Origin of the sequence: Pseudomonas yamanorum, assembly GCF_013386765.1 — a bacterium.
Lineage (GTDB): Bacteria > Pseudomonadota > Gammaproteobacteria > Pseudomonadales > Pseudomonadaceae > Aquipseudomonas > Aquipseudomonas yamanorum_A.
Genome location: NZ_JACARE010000018.1, coordinates 142,832 through 162,744, shown reverse-complemented (window position 1 = coordinate 162,744; position 19,913 = coordinate 142,832). Strand labels below are relative to the sequence as shown.

16 protein-coding genes are annotated in these 19,913 nt (G+C 61.8%); 13 read left to right on the top strand and 3 right to left on the bottom strand.

The window, feature by feature from the left end:
• Positions 1–153 precede the first annotated feature (153 nt).
• The 10 genes from HX875_RS32755 to HX875_RS14025 all read left to right on the top strand — a co-directional run bounded on the left by HX875_RS32755 (position 154) and on the right by HX875_RS14025 (position 8,425).
• Positions 154–429: a PAAR domain-containing protein gene (locus HX875_RS32755; protein ID WP_256348100.1), complete on the top strand. Its 276-nt coding sequence runs from the start codon at positions 154–156 to the stop codon at positions 427–429.
• Positions 430–765: 336 nt separating this feature from the next.
• Complete coding sequence (locus tag HX875_RS32750) at positions 766–1,626, top strand: S-type pyocin domain-containing protein (protein ID WP_371321480.1); 861 nt, start codon at positions 766–768, stop codon at positions 1,624–1,626.
• Positions 1,626–2,108 (top strand): DUF6392 family protein, encoded by a 483-nt coding sequence (locus tag HX875_RS14060; protein ID WP_218171053.1) that lies wholly within the window; start codon positions 1,626–1,628, stop codon positions 2,106–2,108. Before HX875_RS32750 ends, HX875_RS14060 begins: the two co-directional genes overlap by 1 nt.
• A 99-nt stretch (positions 2,109–2,207) precedes the next feature.
• Positions 2,208–2,828, top strand: coding sequence for a CDP-alcohol phosphatidyltransferase family protein (locus HX875_RS14055; RefSeq protein WP_177043629.1), 621 nt, complete (start codon positions 2,208–2,210; stop codon positions 2,826–2,828).
• Positions 2,829–2,838: 10 nt separating this feature from the next.
• Positions 2,839–4,593, top strand: coding sequence for a bifunctional alpha/beta hydrolase/class I SAM-dependent methyltransferase (locus HX875_RS14050; protein ID WP_177043628.1), 1,755 nt, complete (start codon positions 2,839–2,841; stop codon positions 4,591–4,593).
• A 3-nt stretch (positions 4,594–4,596) separates the two neighbouring features.
• On the top strand, positions 4,597–5,895 hold the full coding sequence (locus HX875_RS14045) for a phosphatase PAP2/dual specificity phosphatase family protein (protein ID WP_177043627.1): 1,299 nt from the start codon (positions 4,597–4,599) through the stop codon (positions 5,893–5,895).
• A complete protein-coding gene (locus HX875_RS14040) occupies positions 5,885–6,328 on the top strand; it encodes a hypothetical protein (RefSeq protein ID WP_177043626.1) in 444 nt (147 codons plus the stop codon). The genes HX875_RS14045 and HX875_RS14040 overlap by 11 nt, the downstream gene beginning before the upstream one ends.
• Positions 6,329–6,337: 9 nt before the next feature.
• A complete protein-coding gene (locus HX875_RS14035) occupies positions 6,338–6,958 on the top strand; it encodes a lysophospholipid acyltransferase family protein (protein ID WP_177043625.1) in 621 nt (206 codons plus the stop codon).
• Between the two features lies 1 nt (position 6,959).
• Positions 6,960–7,892, top strand: coding sequence for a phosphatidate cytidylyltransferase (locus tag HX875_RS14030; protein ID WP_177043624.1), 933 nt, complete (start codon positions 6,960–6,962; stop codon positions 7,890–7,892).
• A 332-nt stretch (positions 7,893–8,224) separates the two neighbouring features.
• Complete coding sequence (locus tag HX875_RS14025; protein ID WP_177043623.1) at positions 8,225–8,425, top strand: DUF3077 domain-containing protein; 201 nt, start codon at positions 8,225–8,227, stop codon at positions 8,423–8,425.
• 142 nt (positions 8,426–8,567) lie between these two features.
• On the opposite strand, the gene HX875_RS14020 is transcribed toward HX875_RS14025, so the two are convergent.
• Entirely contained in the window at positions 8,568–9,041 is a 474-nt protein-coding gene (locus HX875_RS14020) for an Lrp/AsnC family transcriptional regulator (RefSeq protein WP_026078018.1), read from the bottom strand.
• 145 nt (positions 9,042–9,186) lie between these two features.
• On the opposite strand from HX875_RS14020, the gene HX875_RS14015 reads away from it, so the two are divergent.
• The 3 genes from HX875_RS14015 to pbpC all read left to right on the top strand — a co-directional run bounded on the left by HX875_RS14015 (position 9,187) and on the right by pbpC (position 18,017).
• Positions 9,187–9,816 (top strand): LysE family translocator, encoded by a 630-nt coding sequence (locus HX875_RS14015; RefSeq protein ID WP_177043622.1) that lies wholly within the window; start codon positions 9,187–9,189, stop codon positions 9,814–9,816.
• 79 nt (positions 9,817–9,895) lie between these two features.
• Entirely contained in the window at positions 9,896–15,739 is a 5,844-nt protein-coding gene (locus HX875_RS14010; protein WP_177043621.1) for an alpha-2-macroglobulin, read from the top strand.
• A complete protein-coding gene (gene pbpC, locus HX875_RS14005) occupies positions 15,720–18,017 on the top strand; it encodes a penicillin-binding protein 1C (protein ID WP_177043620.1) in 2,298 nt (765 codons plus the stop codon). The genes HX875_RS14010 and pbpC overlap by 20 nt, the downstream gene beginning before the upstream one ends.
• Here the strand turns inward: pbpC and HX875_RS14000 are convergent, their stop codons facing one another.
• A complete protein-coding gene (locus HX875_RS14000; RefSeq protein ID WP_177043619.1) occupies positions 18,018–19,184 on the bottom strand; it encodes a hypothetical protein in 1,167 nt (388 codons plus the stop codon). It lies immediately after the preceding gene.
• Positions 19,181–19,762 carry a LemA family protein gene (locus HX875_RS13995; protein ID WP_010168443.1) on the bottom strand — a complete coding sequence of 194 codons (582 nt, stop codon included), beginning with the start codon at positions 19,760–19,762 and terminating at the stop codon, positions 19,181–19,183. Before HX875_RS13995 ends, HX875_RS14000 begins: the two co-directional genes overlap by 4 nt.
• Between the last annotated feature and the right edge of the window lie 151 nt (positions 19,763–19,913).

Here is a 19,913-nt window from a genome sequence, read left to right as displayed (position 1 = left end):
CCGAACGGTCAGTTGTTTGGTCCAGGGTTATTTAGCAGCATCTTTCCCCCGCCATTCAGGCTCCCTCTTGAATCAACACTTTTACAGTGTTCGAGCGCGCTTGAGCGCGAGAAAAGGAAAGACAATGGACAGTCCAAAAATAGAGCGCGCGATATGAGGCGCTGCAATATCACCGTGGGGGCGAAAACCACGGCAGGCGGCACCGTGCTGACCGGCTGCAACCGGGCCAATATCGGGGGCCAGCCCATATCCCGGGAAGGTGATTCGGTGCTGTGTCCCGCTTGCGGCACCACCGGTTTCATCGCCAATATCGGCTCGTATCAGTCGGAAATATGGGACGGCAGGCAAGCCGCCCTTGATGGCGATTTATGTATCTGTAAATGCACGCCACCGCCGGTACTGATCGCTAACCAAAATGTTTTTGGGTAGCGGTTCAGTGTTGGGCAACTTGAACAGATGTCTGCGGTTGCTACTCCTCGATCCATCCCGGTTGCCCCTGCCTCTTACGCCTCCCCCGGCACAATGACTCGACCCGCTAGCGACTGTGTCTTCGCCAAGTCTTGCGTTTCAGTGCCTCCCGGTTCTATCGCCGCAGGCGTGCCCCCCGAACGTGCGGTGAATTTTGGCTCTGCGGCACTGATGGGCTCGACGGGAACCACTGGCTCGGTAGGCCGTGTTGCGGGAGTGTTGGGGGCTGATCTTGGGTCATGGGCGGTTCGCAGACTCACCGGGGCGGCTGCCGGAGCCGGTTCGGCGTTGAATGTTGTGATGTTGGCCTTTTGGCCACGGGATATCGGTGATTCGACGCTGTACAGCCCGGAGCAATTGGCAGGCATGCGGGTTGCCAGTACCCGGGTGCGCTTCCAGTTTCGTCTGGATGAGGCTGGGGACACGCGAGTTTACGGCTTGCATACGCGGCCCGGCAGTGGCGCGGATCGTGTGCCAGTGACAGAGGCCCGATGGAACGCAGACAAGAGCGCAATGGTGGCGGTGCTGGACGGTATTTCCATCACCTGGACGCCGAATAACGGCCCGGTGGTGAATGCGCCAACGCCTTATCCGGGTACGCCGGAAAGGCTGGATAACTTGCTGGTGCATCCGATTCCGGTGGGGCAGGAGACGGGGATTACGCACTATCCCGGACGGGATGCTGAGGACGTTACCTGGCAAGACACGATTATCACGTTCCCTGCAGATTCTGGTGTGCCGCCGTTGTATTTGGTGTTTGCCAAGCCGGCGGTGAAACCTTTGGAGGTAGATTCTTACGGTGCGTTCAGCGGACGGCCGCGTAATGGACTGCATCTGGATCACATGCCTTCACGGGCGGCTCTGACACACTACTTGAGGAAACTGAGAAAACTATCCTCAGACGAGATTTATACCGTTATGAAGTCCGTTGCCAGCATCGCTATTCCCGCCCATATTCATCAAAAGTACAGCGAAACTTACGGCTGGAGAAATACCAAAACCAAGCAACAACTTGACGCGCGCTATCTACGCGGGGCGGTAGATAGCAACTTTGATGCGATCAAACCCTACATGCTCGAGAATGGTTTCTCCAATGCGGACCTTGAAGAAGCCCGCACCAAAATGCACAAAACTAATGAAGATCAGGGGTGGTACTGATGGTGGATGCAGAAAAAATTCAGCATTGGGTGACAGCACTCGGTCGTGAGTACCACGAACTTGTGAGGGAGGGTACTGGTTCTGGCGCCCCCCTGATGCCACTGTTTGAAGATGATGACAACGAAGACTTGATCCAAAAGCCAATTGCCGGCATCGAACTTTGGTTCTCGGCGGACACCCATCGTCTGAAAGAAGTATTGATCATCTTGGTGCAGACCGTAGGCCAGCCCGTCTATATCGGCCAACTGCCCGCTCCATTCACATTGAACATGGACCAGAGCTTCATACGTAACGTTCTGGGAACACCAATGGACTCCATTCCTCCGGCCAGACTTCCCGGTGTTCTGGGAATACAAGGCGGCTCTGACACCTATGCCATGGATCAAAAAACTCACCTCAACGTCAAGGTGACATTCAGCTACCTCGAAAACCTTGTTGTGAACAACATCTGTTTCTCCCTGATAACTGAAGGGCATGACTAAGTCCCCAGAAACACGAGCCATCACTGGTTTCAGCCGTGATAAATCGGCACACTCCCCACAGTTTTTCGCGGGCTTACGGACAAGGAAGCGTCACTCCCCATGATTTCGATCTATCAGCTTAAACCGCGTTTTCAGAACCTGCTGCGTCCGCTGGTGCAGCGCCTCTACGACAACGGTACCACCGCCAACCAGATCACCGTGCTCGCCGGGGTGGTTTCCCTGCTGGTGGGATTGCTGATCGCCAGCTTTGCTCAACATGTGTGGCTGTTTGCGCTGATCCCGCTGTGGATGATCCTGCGCATGGCCCTCAACGCCATCGACGGCATGCTCGCCCGGGAATTCGGCCAGCAGTCGCGACTCGGCGCCTACCTCAATGAACTGTGTGACGTGATCGCCGACAGCGCGCTGATCCTGCCGTTTGCGCTGATCCCCGAGGTCAGCCTGGCGCCGGTGCTGCTGGTGACGCTGCTGGCGGTGTTCAGCGAGTACGCTGGCGTGCTCGGGCCGATGGTCGGGGCTTCGCGGCGCTACGACGGACCCATGGGCAAGAGCGATCGGGCGTTTGTGCTCGGCGTACTGGCCACCGGTGTGGCGCTGGGCTGGCTCGGTGCCAGTTGGGTCGACGCGGTGATGTGGCTGGTCGCGGCATTGCTGGCCTACACCCTGGTCAACCGCGTGCGCCAAGGCCTCAAAGAAGAACAAACCTCCCCTTCTGCATAAGGATTTTGCGATGCGTGAACAGCAAGAGCGCACCTTCAGCACCCATGACGGGGTGGAGCTTTTCTACCGTCACTGGCCCGCCACCGCACCGGCGGGCTTTGCGCCGCGCAAGGCGATCGTGCTGTTCCATCGCGGCCACGAGCACTCCGGACGCATTGCCCACCTGGTGGACGAACTCAACCTGCCGGAATTCGACTTCTTCGCCTGGGACGCCCGCGGCCACGGCCAATCCCCCGGCGAACGCGGCGACAGCCCCAGCTTCGCCACCAGCGCCCGGGACGTGCAGACCTTCGTCGACCATATCGGCGGCGCCTACAGCATTGAGGAAGAGAACCTCGCGGTGATCGCCCAAAGCGTCGGCGCGGTGATCGCGGCCACGTGGGTGCACGACTACGCGCCGAAGATTCGCTCGCTGGTGCTCGCCTCCCCGGCATTCAAGGTCAAGCTCTACGTGCCCTTCGCCCGCCCGGGCCTGGGGTTGATGCGCAAGTTTCGCGGCAACTTTTTCGTCAACAGTTACGTCAAGGCCAAGTTCCTGAGCCATGACCCGGAGCGCGTGGCGTCCTACGACACTGATCCGCTGATTACCAAAGCCATCTCGGTGAATGTGCTGCTGGGCCTGTACGAAGCGGCCGACCGGGTTGTAGCCGATGCCCAGGCGATTCAGGTGCCCACCCAGCTGTTGATCTCCGGCTCGGACTTTGTGGTGCACCGCAAACCCCAGCAGCAGTTCTTCGACCGCCTGGGCAGCCTGAAGAAAGAGCTGCACATCCTGCCCGGTTTCTTCCACGACACCCTCGGTGAGCGTGACCGCGCCGTGGCGTTGAACAGCGCCCGGCGCTTTATCCTGCAGAACTTCGAGCACCCGCTGGACCGCGCCAACTTGCTGGATGCCGACAAGATAGGCCTGACCTGCGCCGAATCCGAATCCCTGGCCGCACCGTTGCCGCGCAACTCGCCGCGCGACCTCTACTGGCGCATGACCCGCGCCAGCATGGGCCTGGGCAGCAAGCTGTCGGATGGTGTGAAGCTCGGTTTCGACACCGGCTTCGACTCCGGCAGCACCCTGGACTATGTGTACCGCAATACGCCCACCGGCAAAGGCGGGCTGGGGCGGATGATCGACACCAACTACCTGAACTCCATCGGCTGGCGCGGCATTCGCCAGCGCAAGTTGAACGTGGAAGAGCTGCTGCGCCTGGCGATGGGCAAGTTGCGTGATGAGCAGAAGGAAGTACGCATCGTCGACATCGCCGCCGGGCATGGTCGGTACATTCTGGAAGCCTTGCAGGGCGTTTCGCCGTTGCCGGAATCGATCCTGTTGCGGGACTACAGCGACATCAACGTGCGCGACGGTGGCGCGCTGATTCGTGAGAAAGGCCTGGGCGACATCGCCCGGTTCGTCAAAGGCGATGCGTTTGACCGGGCAGACCTGGCGGCGCTGGAACCCAAGCCGACGCTGGCGGTGGTGTCCGGGCTGTATGAGCTGTTTGCGGATAACGCGATGGTCGGTGGCTCGCTCGCCGGCCTGGCAGAAGCTGTGGAGCCCGGTGGTTACCTGGTGTACACCGGCCAACCGTGGCACCCGCAACTGGAACTGATCGCCCGCGCCCTCACCAGCCACCGTCAGGGCCAAGCCTGGGTGATGCGCCGGCGCAGCCAGGCGGAAATGGATCAACTGGTGGAAGCTGCCGGTTTCCGCAAGATCACCCAACGCGTGGATGAATGGGGGATTTTCAGCGTGTCCCTGGCGCAGCGGGTCTGACCCATGCGTGAACCGGGCCTGTTAAAACCGGCGGTGCTGTGGCTGCTGCTGTTGGCGCCGCTGTTTTTCAGCACCTACGGCTTTGCCACGTGGGTCACCAGCCAGCGCAGCGACGTGGGTACGATGGTGTTCGGCTGGGAAAGCCATATCCCGTTCTGGGCCTGGACCATCGTGCCCTACTGGTCCATCGACCTGCTCTACGGTTTATCCCTGCTACTGCCCAGTACGCGCCATGAGCTGAAACAGCATGCCCTGCGCCTGCTCACGGCCCAGGTGATTGCTGTCACCTGCTTCCTTATCTGGCCGTTGCGCTTCACCTTCGAACGGCCGGAGCTGGATGGCGTATTCGGCTGGCTGTTTGCGGTACTCGCCGGGTTCGACAAGCCGTTCAACCAAGCACCGTCGCTGCACATCGCCCTGCTGGTGGTGCTGTGGATAATGTACCAGCGGCATAGTCAGGGCCTGTGGCGCTGGCTGGTGCATGGCTGGTTCGCGTTGATCGGCCTTTCGGTGCTGACCACTTATCAACATCACTTTATCGACTTACCCACAGGCGCCCTCGCCGGCTGGCTGTGCGTATGGCTGTGGCCGCTGGAGCATCCGAGCCCGCTGCTGAATGCCCACCTGACCCGGGACCGGCAGCGTTGGCGGCTGGGATTGCGCTATGGCTTCGGATCGTTGGTGTGTTTGATCCTGGCGTTCAGCCTCGGCGGCGGTTGGTTATGGCTACTTTGGCCGGCGGTTTCCCTTGGATTGATGAAGGCGAATTACTTGGTGCTGGGCGTTTCGGGCTTTCAGAAGCGTGCGGACGGACGACTCACTCCGGCGGCGCGCTGGTTGTTCGCGCCCTATCTGGCAGCCGCCTGGATCAATTCCCGCCTGTGGACACGTAAACATCCACAGCCCGATCAGGTTGTGGATAACGTTTGGCTGGGGCGAATTCCTGCAGGCACTGAGATGGATTCATTCAAGGCCGTCGTCGATCTATGCGCCGAATTGCCGATTAATCCACAGGGCCGCGCCTATTACAGCCTGCCTGTACTCGATCTCACGGCACCCACTGCGGCGCAATGCCTGGAAGCCGCTCAGGCCATTGAACGGCTACGCTCAGCCGGGCCGCTGCTGGTGTGCTGCGCCCTCGGTTACTCGCGCAGCGCCACCGCCGTGGCCGCATGGCTGCTCCATACCGGGCGCGCAGCCAATGTCGACGAGGCGGTGGCTATTATTCGTACAGCACGCCCACGTGTGGTCCTGCATCCTGCTCACCGTGAAGCCCTGGAGGGTTTAACCCATGCCCGCTGATATGGAATTACAGGTCGTCGCCAGCCTGCTGCGCCGGGGCCGTTCCCTGGACCAGTTATCCACAGGCCTGACCTTGCTCGGCGTACTGTTTGGCCTGGCGCAACTGCTGATGGCCAGCATCACGCCGATCTGCCTGATCCTCAGCCTGTGGATGATTGTGCTCGGGCTGCTGGAAAAATACTGGGCGCTGCGGGTGGCCTTCGACGCCGACCTGTTCGCCCTGCTGGCTCGCGACACCGAGCGCACGCCCGACTTCGACCAGGCCATGCAGGCCCTCGGCCTGCAATCCGCGAAGCGCGCCGGCCGGCCCTGGACCGAACGCCGTCGCGGCGCCCTGAAACTGTTGCGCAAGCAAGCCTACCTGCTGGCGGCGCAAGTGCTGCTGACCGTGGCCGTCATCCTGGCCAGCCCCTGGCTGCCCTTCGCCGGATAAGGAATCCTCATGTTCGAACCCGTGGTCGCCACCCTGATTACCTCCATGGCCCGCACCGTCACCGGCGCCCGCAGCCTGTGGCTTGGCTGTGCGCCCGTGCCGGTGCAACGCATCTATTACGCCAACCACAGCAGCCACGGCGACTTCGTACTGTTGTGGGCATCGTTGCCACAGAACCTGCGTAAATTCACCCGTCCGGTGGCCGGCAGCGATTACTGGAACAAAAGCGCCCTGCGCCGCTACATCATCAACCGGGTGTTCAACGGCGTGCTGATTGATCGTGAGCGCAAGGACCCTGTGGATAACCCACTGGCACCGATGCTCCAGGCTCTGGAAAACGGCGACTCGCTGATCATCTTCCCTGAGGGCACGCGCAATCTGGAAGACGGCCTATTGCCCTTCAAAAGCGGCCTGTATCACCTGGCAAAGAGTTATCCACAAGCCGAATTGATCCCGGTGTGGATCGCCAACCTCAACCGGGTCATGCCTAAGGGCCGCGTACTGCCGCTGCCATTACTGTGCACCACCAGCTTCGGCGCACCGCTGCAACTGGAGGACGGCGAAGACAAGGCGCTGTTCCTCGCCCGCACCCGCGACGCCTTGCTTGCCCTCGCCCCGGAGCATTCCTGACATGGATAGCCAAACCCTGATGTTGTTCGGCGGGATCGGCGCAATCCTGGTGCTCGCCTCACTGATCGGCCTGATCCTCAAACTGCGCACCCGTGGCTCGCCGAACGCGGTGATCGACAACCTTAACGCCCGCATCAACGCCTGGTGGGTGATGGTGGTGGTGATCGGCATCGCCTTCTGGCTCGGCACCGGCGCGGTGATCCTGCTGTTCTACGCCGTGTCGTTCTATGCGCTGCGGGAATTCCTCACCCTCACGCCGACCCGGCGCAGCGATTACCCCGCGCTGGTAGCAGCGTTCTACCTGGCCCTGCCGCTGCAATACCTGCTGATCTACTTCGACTGGTACGGGTTGTTCTCGATCTTTATCCCGGTGTACGTGTTCCTGCTGCTGCCGATCCTTGCTTCATTGGGCGGTGACAGCACGCACTTCCTGGAACGGGCGTCGAAAGTGCAATGGGGGCTGATGATCGCGGTGTTCTGCGTGTCCTTCGTCCCGGCGCTGCTGACCCTGGACATCGTCGGCTATGAAGGCCGCAACCTGCTGCTGATCGCCTACCTGGTGATCGTGGTGCAGCTGTCGGACGTGCTGCAGTACGTGTGCGGCAAGCTGTTCGGCAAACACAAGATCGCCCCCAACCTGTCGCCGTCGAAGACCGTGGAAGGGTTTGTCGGCGGGATTCTGTTGTCATCGCTGATCGGTGCCGCGCTGTGGTGGACCACACCGTTCAATCCCTGGCAGTCGTTCCTGATTGCGCTATTGATCAACCTGCTGGGGTTTGCCGGCGGGATCGTGATGTCCGCGATCAAGCGCGACCGGGGGGTGAAGGATTGGGGGCACATGATCGAAGGGCACGGCGGGATGCTGGACCGGCTGGACTCCGTGTGTTTTGCGGCGCCGATCTTCTTCCATCTCGTGCGCTATTGGTGGACCTGAAAACACCCACCTCCAACACGACTAAATTCCAATGTGGGAGCTGGCTTGCCTGCGATAGCGGTTTAACAGTCAACATTACTGTTGAAGGTTAGTCAGTCATCGCCGGCAAGCCAGCTCCCACACTTTTTTGCGGTGTTTTCAAGGTTGCGACAAAGTCTGAAAATGCTCCGCTTGAGCGTCCCTTCCCTTTCCTTCGCAGGACATTTTCGAGAGAATCCCAGCCTCTTGTGCCCCGTCTTTTCGGCGTCTAGTCTGCGTCCGTCACTGTCAATTCAGTGACCGGGTTTAGCAGCTCGAACGTTCAACATTGGGCGCACAATTGGAGTTATTCCATGACCAAAGTAACGCCCTGCCACCTATTCCCTTTCTTCACAACGCATCCAGAACTCAGCTTCGAAGACGCCTTGGCCTATGCATCGGACCTGCTTCACTGCGCTCAGGAGTTGAGCGAAACTTCGCCCGCGGTCATGCACCTGGTGGAAATGGCCAAGGTGATGGTGGATAGATCGCTCGATTGTCTGCACCCCCAATAGCCCGAGTACACACAACCCCTGTGGCGAGGGAGCTTGCTCCCGCTGGAGTGCGCAGCGCTCCCAAGATTTTGGGGCCGCTACGCAGCCCAGCGGGAGCAAGCTCCCTCGCCACAACAAGCGTCCTCATCACAATAAGAAATCGTCAGCCGGGAAGATGCCCCAACGGCAACGCTCCCGGCGTCTTCACCGTTTGAATCGCAAAGTTGCTGCGGATATCACTCACCCCCGGCAACTTCAACAAACTCCCGGTCAGGAACCGCTCATACCCGCGTAAATCCGGCACCACCACCTGCAGCAGAAAGTCCGATTCCCCCGACACCAGAAACGCCGAAATCACCTGAGGCAATGCCGTCACCGCCAACCGAAACGCCTCCGCCTGTTCGTCGTTATGCCGCTCCACTTTTACCCCGACAAACACAGTCAGCCCCAACCCGACTTCATCCCGGTCAAGACTCGCCTGGTAACCACGGATCACGCCCGCCTCTTCCAACAGTCGCACCCGGCGCAAACAAGGTGAGGCCGACAGGCCGATCTCATCCGCCAGTTGCACATTGCTCAGGCGGCCATCCCGTTGCAGGGCTTCAAGAATCTTGCGGTCAAACGCATCCAGTTTCAGATTTGGCATAAGTGAAGTGTTTCGCCCGGCAGAAGTGGCAGATTGTGCCAAGACTAGACGCTTTTCCAGCTGACTACGCAAGCACCTGCCCCGGCCTTCGCCCCTAAAATTGCCCTACGAATCACCTACCGCAAGGGGCAGGCACATGGCAGAACTCTGGTTGTTTTTACTCGCGCTGGCGGTGGTGTACCTGTTGCCCGGCCCGGACATGATCCTGCTGCTGCAAACCGGCGCCCGCCAGGGCAAGGCAATGGCGCTGGCAACCGCAGCCGGTTTGGGGCTGGCCAGGGCCTGCCACGTCGCGCTGGCAGGGATGGGCCTGGCGACCCTGTTCAAGGTCGCGCCCTGGACCTTCGATGTGGTGCGCCTGGGCGGGGCAGCGTACCTGCTGTGGATCGGCATCCAGTGCCTGCGCGCCAACCTGCTGCCCAACCTGAACGCCGAGGACGGTACCGCACCGGCCCACGCCTGGCGCGGAGCCTTCCAGCGCGGCCTGCTGACCAATCTGCTCAACCCCAAGGCGCTGCTGTTCTGCTCCGTACTGCTGCCGCAATTCATCGATCCACACGGCGCATCGGTGACGGCACAGTTCGCCCTGTTGGGCGCGATTCTGGTGGCGGTCGGCCTGGCTTTCGACAGTTGCTATGGATTGGCCGGTGCCAGAATCGGCCGCTGGCTGGAGCGGAGCCCGTCCGCCCAGCGCCTTCAGCAATGGCTGTTTGGCAGCCTTTTAATCGGTTTTGCGATACGCCTCACCTTCGTACAGCAAGCCTGAGCTTTGCGGCGCATTTGCCGTCATCTTTTGTATCAAAGAGACGTGTAAGATACGCGACACATTGCCAGGGATGCTCACCATGTTTGATTCGTTAAAAGCGACCAGCCGCCGTTTTTTCGGGGCCTTGATCTCAGTGGTGAGTGTTCTGTTCAGCGCCGTGCGATGGCTGGCCCGTAGCCTGTTTGGCCAGTGGCAACCGCCGCGCTGGCTGCAAGCCACAGGCAACGGCCTGGTCAATCTCGGCCACAAGGCCCGGGCTTATCCGCGCCAGGCGGCCGGTGGAGTCCTGGCCCTGGTGTTGCTGGTGGCCGCTGGCGTGTATGGCTGGCACTGGTATTCCCACCTGCCGCAGCCCCACACCGTGGGCTATTCGCTGCACAAGCCCAACCTGACGGATTACACCCAGCCGCAGCCGGTTGTGGATAACTTGCAGGTTCGCTTCGCCGAATCCGTGGCACCGCTGGCGGCCATCGGCAAGCCGGTCACCGAAGGCATCACCCTCAAGCCCGCCATCGCCGGCGCCTGGCGCTGGTCGGATGACCGCAGCCTGGTGTTCACCCCGGAAAAAGACTGGCCCATCGACGCCCACTACACCATCGACCTGGCCAAGAAGAACCTGTTGGCCGATGGCGTACTGCTAAGCCAATACACCAGCCAATTCTCCACCCAGCCGTTCCGCGCCACCTTGGCGCAAAACGAGCTGTACCAGGACCCGAGCAACCCGACGCAGAAACAGCTGGTCGCGACCTTCCACTTTTCCCACCCGGTAGACGAAGACAGCGTACGCAAACGTGCCTCCGTAACCCTCGGCAAAGGCCTGACCTACCGCGACGCGCAACTGCCCAATCGCCCGGAAATCACCTTCGACGAGCACAAGCTCAACGCCTTCGTGCGCTCCGCCGCCCTGGCCACGCCGCTGGAAAGCACCCCGGTCAGTGCCAAACTCGATGAAGGCCTCAAGGCCCGCGACGGCGGCAATGCCAGCCCTGCGCCATTGGTGGCCGAAGTCACCGTGCCCGGCCGCTATCGCCTGACCTTTACCGGTGCCGAAGTCAGCTTTGTCGACAACGAGCGCGCCGAGCCCGAGCCGGTATTGATGTTCAGCAGTTCCAGCGCCGTGGCCGACGAGACCATCGCCAACAAGGTCCAGGCCTGGATGCTGCCGGAAAAAGCCGAGGACGACACCCGCCCCTGGAACCTGCAAGACATCGACGACAAGCTGCTGGCCAGCAGCACCAAGGTCAAACTGACCCACGTGCCGAGCGTCGAACCGCTGAATACCCTGCACGCCTTCAAATTCAAGGCCCCGCCTGGCCGCGCCCTGTATGTGCGGGTACCGGCCAACCTGGAAGCCATCGGCGGCTACCTGGCGAAAAACCCTACAGCTTCCCTCGTGAGCATGCCGGCTTATCCGCGCACGCTGCAGTTCCTGTCCGACGGCGCCCTGCTCAGCCTCACCGGCGAAAAACGCCTGGGCTTCATGGCCCGTGGCGTGCCCGGCGCCCATGTGGAAATCGCCCGCCTGTTGCCCAACCAGTTGCAACATCTGGTGGACCAGAGCAGCGGCAGCTTTGCCCGACCGAATTTTGCCAATGACTACTTCGACCGGATGGTGGAGCGTCAGAGCCTGGACATTCCGCTGTCGGCTAGCGACCCGTCCAAAACCGTCTACGACAACGTCGATCTGAGCAACTACCTGACAGCCAACGGCGGCCGCCGGGGCATTTTCGTGCTCAAGCTCAGCCCGCAGGACGACCCGGCTGATCGCACCTTCGAGTACGAACGCAACACCACCAGCGACCTGCGTTTCATCGTGGTCACCGACCTGGGCATCATCGCCAAGCGCTCCAGCGATGGCAGCCACGACGTTTATGTGCAGTCCATCGGCAACGGCTCGCCGGTGTCCGACGCCCAGGTCGATATCATCGGCCGCAACGGTTTGCCGGTCGCCAGCGGCCGCACCGACGCCGAAGGCCATGCGCACTTTGCCAAGCTGGATGAACTGCGCCGCGAGAAAACCCCGCTGATGTATGTCGTCAGTCGTGGCAATGACCAATCCTTCCTGCCGATTGCCCGTCAGTCCCAACAGCTGGATTTGTCGCGCTTTGATGTAGGCGGCCTGGAAGAAGACGGTGCGATCAATCGCCTCAGCGCTTATCTGTTTACCGACCGCGGCCTGTACCGACCCGGCGAGACCGCGCACCTGGGCATGATCGTGCGCAGCGGCGACTGGAAAGGCGCGCTGCAAGGCCTGCCGGTGGAGCTGCAAATCACCGACCCACGTGGCCTGGAAGTGATTCGCCAGCCACTGAAGCTCTCCGCCAGCGGCTTTGAAACTTTTGATTTCCCAAGCAGCGAAGTGGCGCCTTCCGGCGATTACACCGCGACCCTGCAACTGATCGGCGAGAAGCAGCGGCGCACTGACCTGGGCAGCGTCAGCTTCAAGGTCCGCGACTTTGAACCGGACCGCATGAAGGTCAGCCTGAGCCTGCACGACACGCCAGTGCCGGGCTGGATCCCGCCGGACCAGGTGGTGGCCAAGGTCACTGCGATGCACTTGTTCGGCGCTCCGGCGGCGGGCCGTCGCGTCACCGCAAAAATGTCCCTGAGCCCGACGCTCGCGGCCTTTGATCGCTACCCGGACTACCGCTTCCGCCTGAATGACTCGCTGGAAGAAGCCAGTTCCGAAGACCTGGCCGAAACCACCGTCGACGACAATGGCCAGGCCGTGCTGGACCTGAACCTGCAACGCTTCGCCAACAGCACCTATCGCCTGCAAGTGATGACCCAGGTGTACGAAGCCGAAGGCGGTCGCAACGTCGCCGCACAAAGCGCGTTGCTGGTCTCGGCGGCGCCGTACCTGGTGGGTGTGAAGAGCAAGGATTCGCTGTCTTTCGTCGCCAAGGACGCCCCGCGTGAAGTGCAATGGCTGGCCGTGGCGCCAGACCTCACGCCCGTCGCAGTCGACGGCCTGACCAGCGAAGTGGTCGAGCACCGCTACGTTTCGGTGCTGGTGAAGCAGTCCAACGGCACCTACAAATACGAGTCGCGCATCAAGAACATCAGCCAGCCGGCGTCGCCGCTGGTGATGACCAAGGACGGCGCCAAGCAAACCCTGAACACCGGCACCCCGGGTGATTTCACCCTGCAACTGAAAGACGCCAACGGCAACCTGCTGAACCAGATCGACTACAGCGTCGCCGGCCGGGGCAACACCTCACGCTCCCTGGAACGTAACGCCGAGCTGCAACTGCGCCTGGATAAACGCAGCTACGCCACCGGTGATGAGATCGCCATCAGCATTCGCGCGCCGTACACCGGCGCCGGGTTGATCACCATCGAACGGGACAAGGTCTACACCCAGCAGTGGTTCAAGGCCGACAGCACCAACAGCGTGCAACACATCCGCGTTCCCGCAGGGCTTGAGGGCAATGCCTACGTCAACGTGCAGTTCGTGCGGGACATCGGCTCGTCCGAGGTCTACATGAGCCCGTTGTCCTACGGCGTGGTGCCGTTCAGCATCAACCTGGATGCGCGGCGTATGGCGCTGAAAGTCGAAGGCCCGGCGAAGATCGAACCGGGGCAGACCCTGGACATCAAGGTCAACGCCGACCGCCCGGGCCGCGCAGTGGTCTATGCGGTGGACGAAGGCATCCTGCAGGTGGCGCGTTACCAGACACCGGACCCGCTGGGCTTCTTCTTCCAGAAACGTGCGCTGGAGGTCGGTACCAGTCAGATCCTTGACCTGATCCTGCCGGAATTCAGCCGCCTGCTCAGTGGGGCAGCGCCCGGTGGCGATACCGAAGGCGCCCTGGCCAACCATCTCAACCCGTTCAAGCGTAAACATCAGCCGCCTGTGGCCTGGTGGTCTGGCCTGGTGGACTTGCCGGCCGGTGAAACCGTACTGCATTACCAGGTGCCGGACAGCTTCAACGGCAAGCTGCACCTGTTTGCGGTGGCGGTGGACAGCGACAGCGTGGGCGTCAGCGAGGCCAACACTGAAGTGCGCGGGCCGCTGGTGATCACCCCGAACGTGCCGGCTTTTGTCGCACCGGGGGATGTGTTCAGTGTCAGCGCCGGGGTGTTCAGCAACCTGGAAGCCGCAGCCGACGTGAAGTTTGAAGTGCAGACCAGCGATGGCCTGCAGGTACAAGGCGACAAGGCCAGCACCCTGGCGCTGCAACCGCGCAAGGAAGGCGTCGCCGAGTTCAAGATCAAGGTCGGTGAAACCCTCGGCTCGGCACACTTGCGCTTCGTCGCGGTGCTGCCGGATGGCAAGCGGATCCAGGTGGCGGAAACCACGTCGATCCGGCCATTGAGCGAGCATCGGGTGGCCCTGAGCCTGGGCCGTTTCGACAGCGCCAGCAAAGAGCTGAAACCGACCCGCGAGCTGTTCGGCCAGTTGCGCGACGTGCAATTGGGCGTCGCCGCGTCCCCGCTGGTCTGGGCCAACGGCCTCAAGCATTACCTGGATGACTACGGCTACGCCTGCACCGAGCAATTGGTGTCCAAGGCCATGCCGGCGTTGATCTGGGGCGGTAATGCACCCGAGGCCGAGCAGGCCTTCAGCGGCGCGGTGCGCATGCTGCGTCAGCGGCAGAACCAGGCCGGTGGCTTCGGTTTGTGGGCGGCCAACCCGGACGTGGCGCCGTACGCCAGCCTGTACGCCACCGACTTCCTGATCGAAGCCCGGGAGCGCGGGTTGCCGGTGCCGGAAGACTTGCTGCAACGTTCCAACGCGTACCTCACCGACCTGGCCAATGGCCCAAGCGAAGGCCTGTCGGAATTGCGCAACCGCGCCTACGCCAGTTACCTGTTGAGCCGTCAGGGGATTCTGGTGAGCGGCGCCTTAAGCGATATCCGCGAGCGCTACGAAAGCTACTTCAAGGACACCTGGCAGAACGACATTGGCGCCGCGTACCTGGCCGCCAGCTACAAGTTGCTCAAGCAGGATCGTCAGGCCGATGCGCTGTTCCGCAAGGTGCCATGGCTCTCGCTCTCGGATAAGTGGGACAGCGACGGCCTGTATTACGACCCGCTGGTGCACGACGCCGAGCACCTGCATTTGCTGGCCCGTCACTTCCCCGAGTTGCTCGACGACGTGCCGGCCAGCCTGCTGGATAAACTTGGCAAGCGCCTCAACGAGCAGCGCTACAACTCGCTGTCGGCGGCACTGTTGCTGCGGGCCCTGGACAATTATGGCCAACGCGCCCAAAGCGATATGACCCTCAAAGCCACCGCGTGGCTCGGCGACAAGCAGCAACAGTTGTTGCAGATGGCCGGCCAGCCGCCACGTGCAGCGGTGCCTGCCGGCACGCAAAAACTGCAGATGGAAAAATCCGACGGCCCGGCGGCGTTCTACATGCTGAGCGAAGCGGGTTATGACAAGGGCGCCAACCTCAAGCCGATCAACAACGGCCTGGAAATCATCCACGAATACCTCGACCTCAAAGGCAATCCAGTCAGCAAGGTCGCCGTAGGTGATGAATTCCTGGTGCGCCTGCGCCTGCGGGCCACCGACCGTGATCAGGTGCAGCAAGTGGCCGTGGTCGACTTGCTGCCGGGTGGCGTCGAGCCTGTGTATAACTTGCCGCCGGAGCCGGAAGCGGCCAGCAGCGAGGAAAGCGAAGGTGACGATTCGGAGTACGTTGAAACCAGCGAAGACACCGAGGAAGCCGACGCCTGGCAAGCGCCGATCGGCGAGACCGACCTGAGCAACTGGCAGCCGGACTATGTTGATGTGCGTGATGACCGAGTGGTGTTGTACGGCACCGCGCTGCGGGATGTAGGCACCTTCGTGTACCGCGTACGCGCCACCAACGCAGGCACCTTCAATACGCCACCGGCCTACGCCGAGGGCATGTACGAAACCACCCTGCAAGGACGCGGCAAAGTAGGCCAGCTTGAAATTACCAAGCCTTAAACGCCTGACGCCGCTGCTGGCAGCGGCGTTGATTCTGGCGGGGCTGCGGTTGTGGCCCCACGCACCGCTGGAACAGGCGGCCACCTCCTCACGGGTGGTGCTGGCCGACGACGGTTCGCTGCTGCGCATGACCCTGGCGGCTGACGGGCAATATCGCCTGTGGCTACCACTGGAGCGGATTTCTCCGTCACTGGTTGAAGCGCTGCTGCTCAAGGAAGACCGCAATTTCTACTGGCACCCGGGGGTCAATCCCCCGGCCTTGCTGCGGGCGGCCATGGCCACCTACAGCGGTGGCCAGCGTCAGGGCGGTTCAACCCTGAGCATGCAGTTGGCCAGGCGCCTGTGGGATCTCAACACTCGTCAGGTACCCGGCAAGCTGGAGCAGATGGCCCTGGCGTTGTGGCTGGAGGCACGTTACAGCAAGCACGACATCCTGGAGGCCTACCTCAACCTGGCGCCCATGGGCGGCAATATCGAAGGCGCCGAGGCGGCCAGCCGGATTTACTTTGGCAAGTCCGCAGCGCAATTGTCGTTGTCTGAAGCGCTGGCGCTGGCGGTTATTCCCCAACAGCCAGGTCGCCGCGCGCGCTTCGGGCCATCGCTGCAAACCGCCCGGCAACGGCTGATGGCCGACTGGCGGGAAACTTATCCACAGGACCCGCGTAATGACAGTTTGCTGGACCTGCCCCTGGAAGCCCGTAACCGCCAGCAGATCCCGTTTCTGGCGCCGCACTTGAGCGAACAGTTGCTGGCGTCGCAAACCGGCAACGAGTTGAACAGCACCCTCAACCTGCCGCTGCAACAATTGCTGGAACGCCTGATCACCGGCTTCATTGCCGAGCGCCGCAGCAGTGGTGTGGAAAACGCCACGGCGATCCTGGTTGACAGCCGCGACCAGAGCGTGAAAGCCCTGGTGGGTTCGGCGGACTACTTATCCACAGGCATCCACGGCCAGGTCAACGGCGTGTTGTCGCGGCGCTCGCCGGGCTCCACCCTCAAGCCATTCCTGTATGGGCTGGCGCTGGACCAAGGGGTGATTCACCCCATGAGCATCCTCAAGGACATGCCGAGTAACTTCGGCTACTTCCAGCCGGAAAATTTCGACGGCAGTTTTGTCGGCCCGGTGACAGCCCGCGATGCGTTGATCCGCAGCCGCAACATCCCGGCGGTGTGGCTGGCCAGTCAGGTCCGCTCACCGTCACTCTATGGATTGCTGCAACGCGCAGGCATTAAGGGCCTGCGTGGCGAAAGCCATTACGGCCTGGCGCTGGCCCTGGGCGGCGGCGAGATGACCCCCGAGGAACTGGCGCGGCTGTATGTGATGTTGGCGGGTGACGGGCATTTGCGGCCCCTGCGTTACTTGCAGGAGCAACCGCAAACCACCGGCGCCCAGCTACTCACCCCGCAGGCCACGTTTATGGTGCGCGATATGCTGCGGCGCAACCCGCGCCCGGACGGGCTGCCGGGACGCCACTGGCGCACAGCCTGGAAGACCGGCACCTCATGGGGTTTTCACGATGCGTGGAGCGCCGGCCTCGTAGGCCCGTATGTGCTGGTGGTGTGGGTAGGTAACTTCGACGGTCGTCCGAATCCAGAATTCATCGGCGCGAAAACCGCAGCGCCGCTGTTCTTCCGGATCGCCGACGCCTTGCCCCTGGCCTTGCCCAACGTGGTGATCAAACCCGACAAGCCACCCGCCGGCTTGATCCGCATCGACGTCTGCGCCGCCTCCGGCGAGTTGCCCAACCGCTGGTGTCCGCGCACCCGCAAGACCTGGTACATCCCGGGCGTGTCACCGATTCGCGTGTCCAACCTGCACCGCCCGGTGCTGATCGACACCCGCACCGGCAAGGCCGCGTGCCCGCCGTTCGATCCGCAGTACACCCGTGAAGAAGTCTTCGAATTCTGGCCCAGCGATGTGCAGCGGCTGTTCCGCGCGGCCGGGCTACCACGGCGCACGCCGCCGAATGTGCAGAAAAGCTGCCAACCCAATCGAATCGGCGACCAGAGCGAAGCGCCGCAGATTCGCTCGCCGCTGACCCAGGTCAGTTATCACCTGCGCCTGTCACAGCCCCAGGAAAGCATCCCGCTGAACGCCAACGCGGCCAGTGATGCGCTGACGCTGTATTGGTTTGCCGACCAGACCTTGATCGGCCAGGGCCCGCCGCAAACCACGCTGAACTGGCGGCCGGGTAAATCGGGGGAGTACCGGCTGCGGGTCACTGATGATCAGGGGCGCAGCGCGAGCCGGGGCTTGAAAGTGGAGTTCGTGCCCTGATCAGGCGTCTTCGTCGCCGAAACTGGCGGCGCCTGCGTCTTTTGTAAAATGCTTGTACGCCGCGCCGAGCTTGCGTTGCTCAAAGATCGAGAACACCAGGGTGCCCAGCAGAATCATCATCCACACCAGGAACACCTTCATGGTGTCCACCTGGGCCACCACCAGCAACAAGGTCACCACGCCGCCAATCACCATGCCCAAGCCCATCCAGGCGCCCAGCACACGGCCCACTGCCAGGCGCATGCCCTTGGGCAGCAAAAGCCGCAGCGCGAGCAACACCACGAACATCGCCAGCAAAAACCCGAATGCGGCCATGAAGGGAATCACGAAGCCGTTGTCACGGTACAACCAGGCCAGAAAACGATAGGCCGGGTTCAGCGCCGCCATTTGCTGATAAGTGGCGGGGCCCGGCAAATGCAGCTGGGCAAAATGTTCCGGGGTCATGGCCATGATGCCGACACCGATCAACCCCACCACCACCGCGTAGAAACCACCGGCGCGCCACAGCGGCGCCAGCACCCGGCGGTTTTCTACATCCTTGGTCTCGGCCAGGCCGAACACCGCGTCACGTTGCCGGCCCTGGGCAATCACCGTCTTGCCGTCACGTTCGCAGGCGTCGCCAATCAGCATCACCTGCATATCCTGGGTCAGGAGCAGTTCGCCCTGGCGGCGGGAGTTGCTGATCCACTCATGGTCGTCAGGACGCTTCTTGCCGAACAGGTCGATGCCTTCGGCAATCACCGTCACTTCACCGGTGGCGTCTTGCAGGCGGAAGTCGTTGCAGCGAGCCTCGGCCGAGACCTCGCTCCAGCTCCAGTCGCCGTCCTTGTCTTTAGTGCCTTCCTCGATGATCCACACGTAGCCGGCGCAGGGTTTGCCGTTGACCGGAGAGATCAGCGGCGTGTCGACGATCACCTTGCCGTTCACTTCCACCAGGCCCATGGCCAAAGAGCGTATCTGGCTGGTGGCCAGGCGCTGTTCGGTGCGATAGAAGTTGGGGCCGAAGCTGGCCAGCAAACCGATCAAAATGCAGACGGGGAAAAACAGCGCAACCAGGATCGTCGGGGCGTAAACCATCAGGCCGATGAAGCCGGCGAGAAAGATCAGCGCCACCATCGTTTTCCAAGCCGGCTTTTTCGCGACTACACCCGCCTGCGTAGTTTTCATGCCCCCGGCACCTCAAGCTTTACGCCTTCGTAGCGGGTTTCTTCGGCACTGATGGCCAGCAGCGGGATACGCTGGTAGCCGAGCATTTTTGCGAAGAACAGATCCGGGAAAATCGCGATGGCGATGTTGTAGAGGTTCACCGACTCATTGAAGAACTCGCGGCGGTCGGCGATGCGTTCTTCCACCGCCGAGATCGCCTGCTGCAACTCGACCATGTTGGGGCCGGAGATCAGCGTCGGATAATTCTCGGCCACCGCAATGACTGACTTGAGCGCCGTATTGAGCTGGTTGGAGGCATCGACCTTATCGGTGAGGCTGCTGGCGTTGAGGTACGCGGTACGGGCGTCGCTGAGGCGGGTGAACAGCGCGTTCTCATGGTTCATGGCGGTTTGCACCACGCGCATCAGGTCGGGAATCTGGTCGGCCCGTTGCTTGAGCAGCACGTCGATGTTGGCGAAGGCTTTATCCACATCGTTGCGCCGCATCACCAGGCCGTTGTAGACCCCCACCAGCCAGCCGACCAGGCCGACGACAATAATCAGCACGACGATACCGGCGATCAGCAGTTCGATGTTCATGGTGACGGCATTCCCTGGCTAGTTATCCACAGGGCGCATTCTAGGGGTAAAGCGGGGGAATACTCCCGGAATTAGTCCACAGAAACGGCAGGAGCCGATGCTCGGTAGCCTGAAAAAGCAAAACCCCCGAATATCGGGGGTTTTGCTGGTA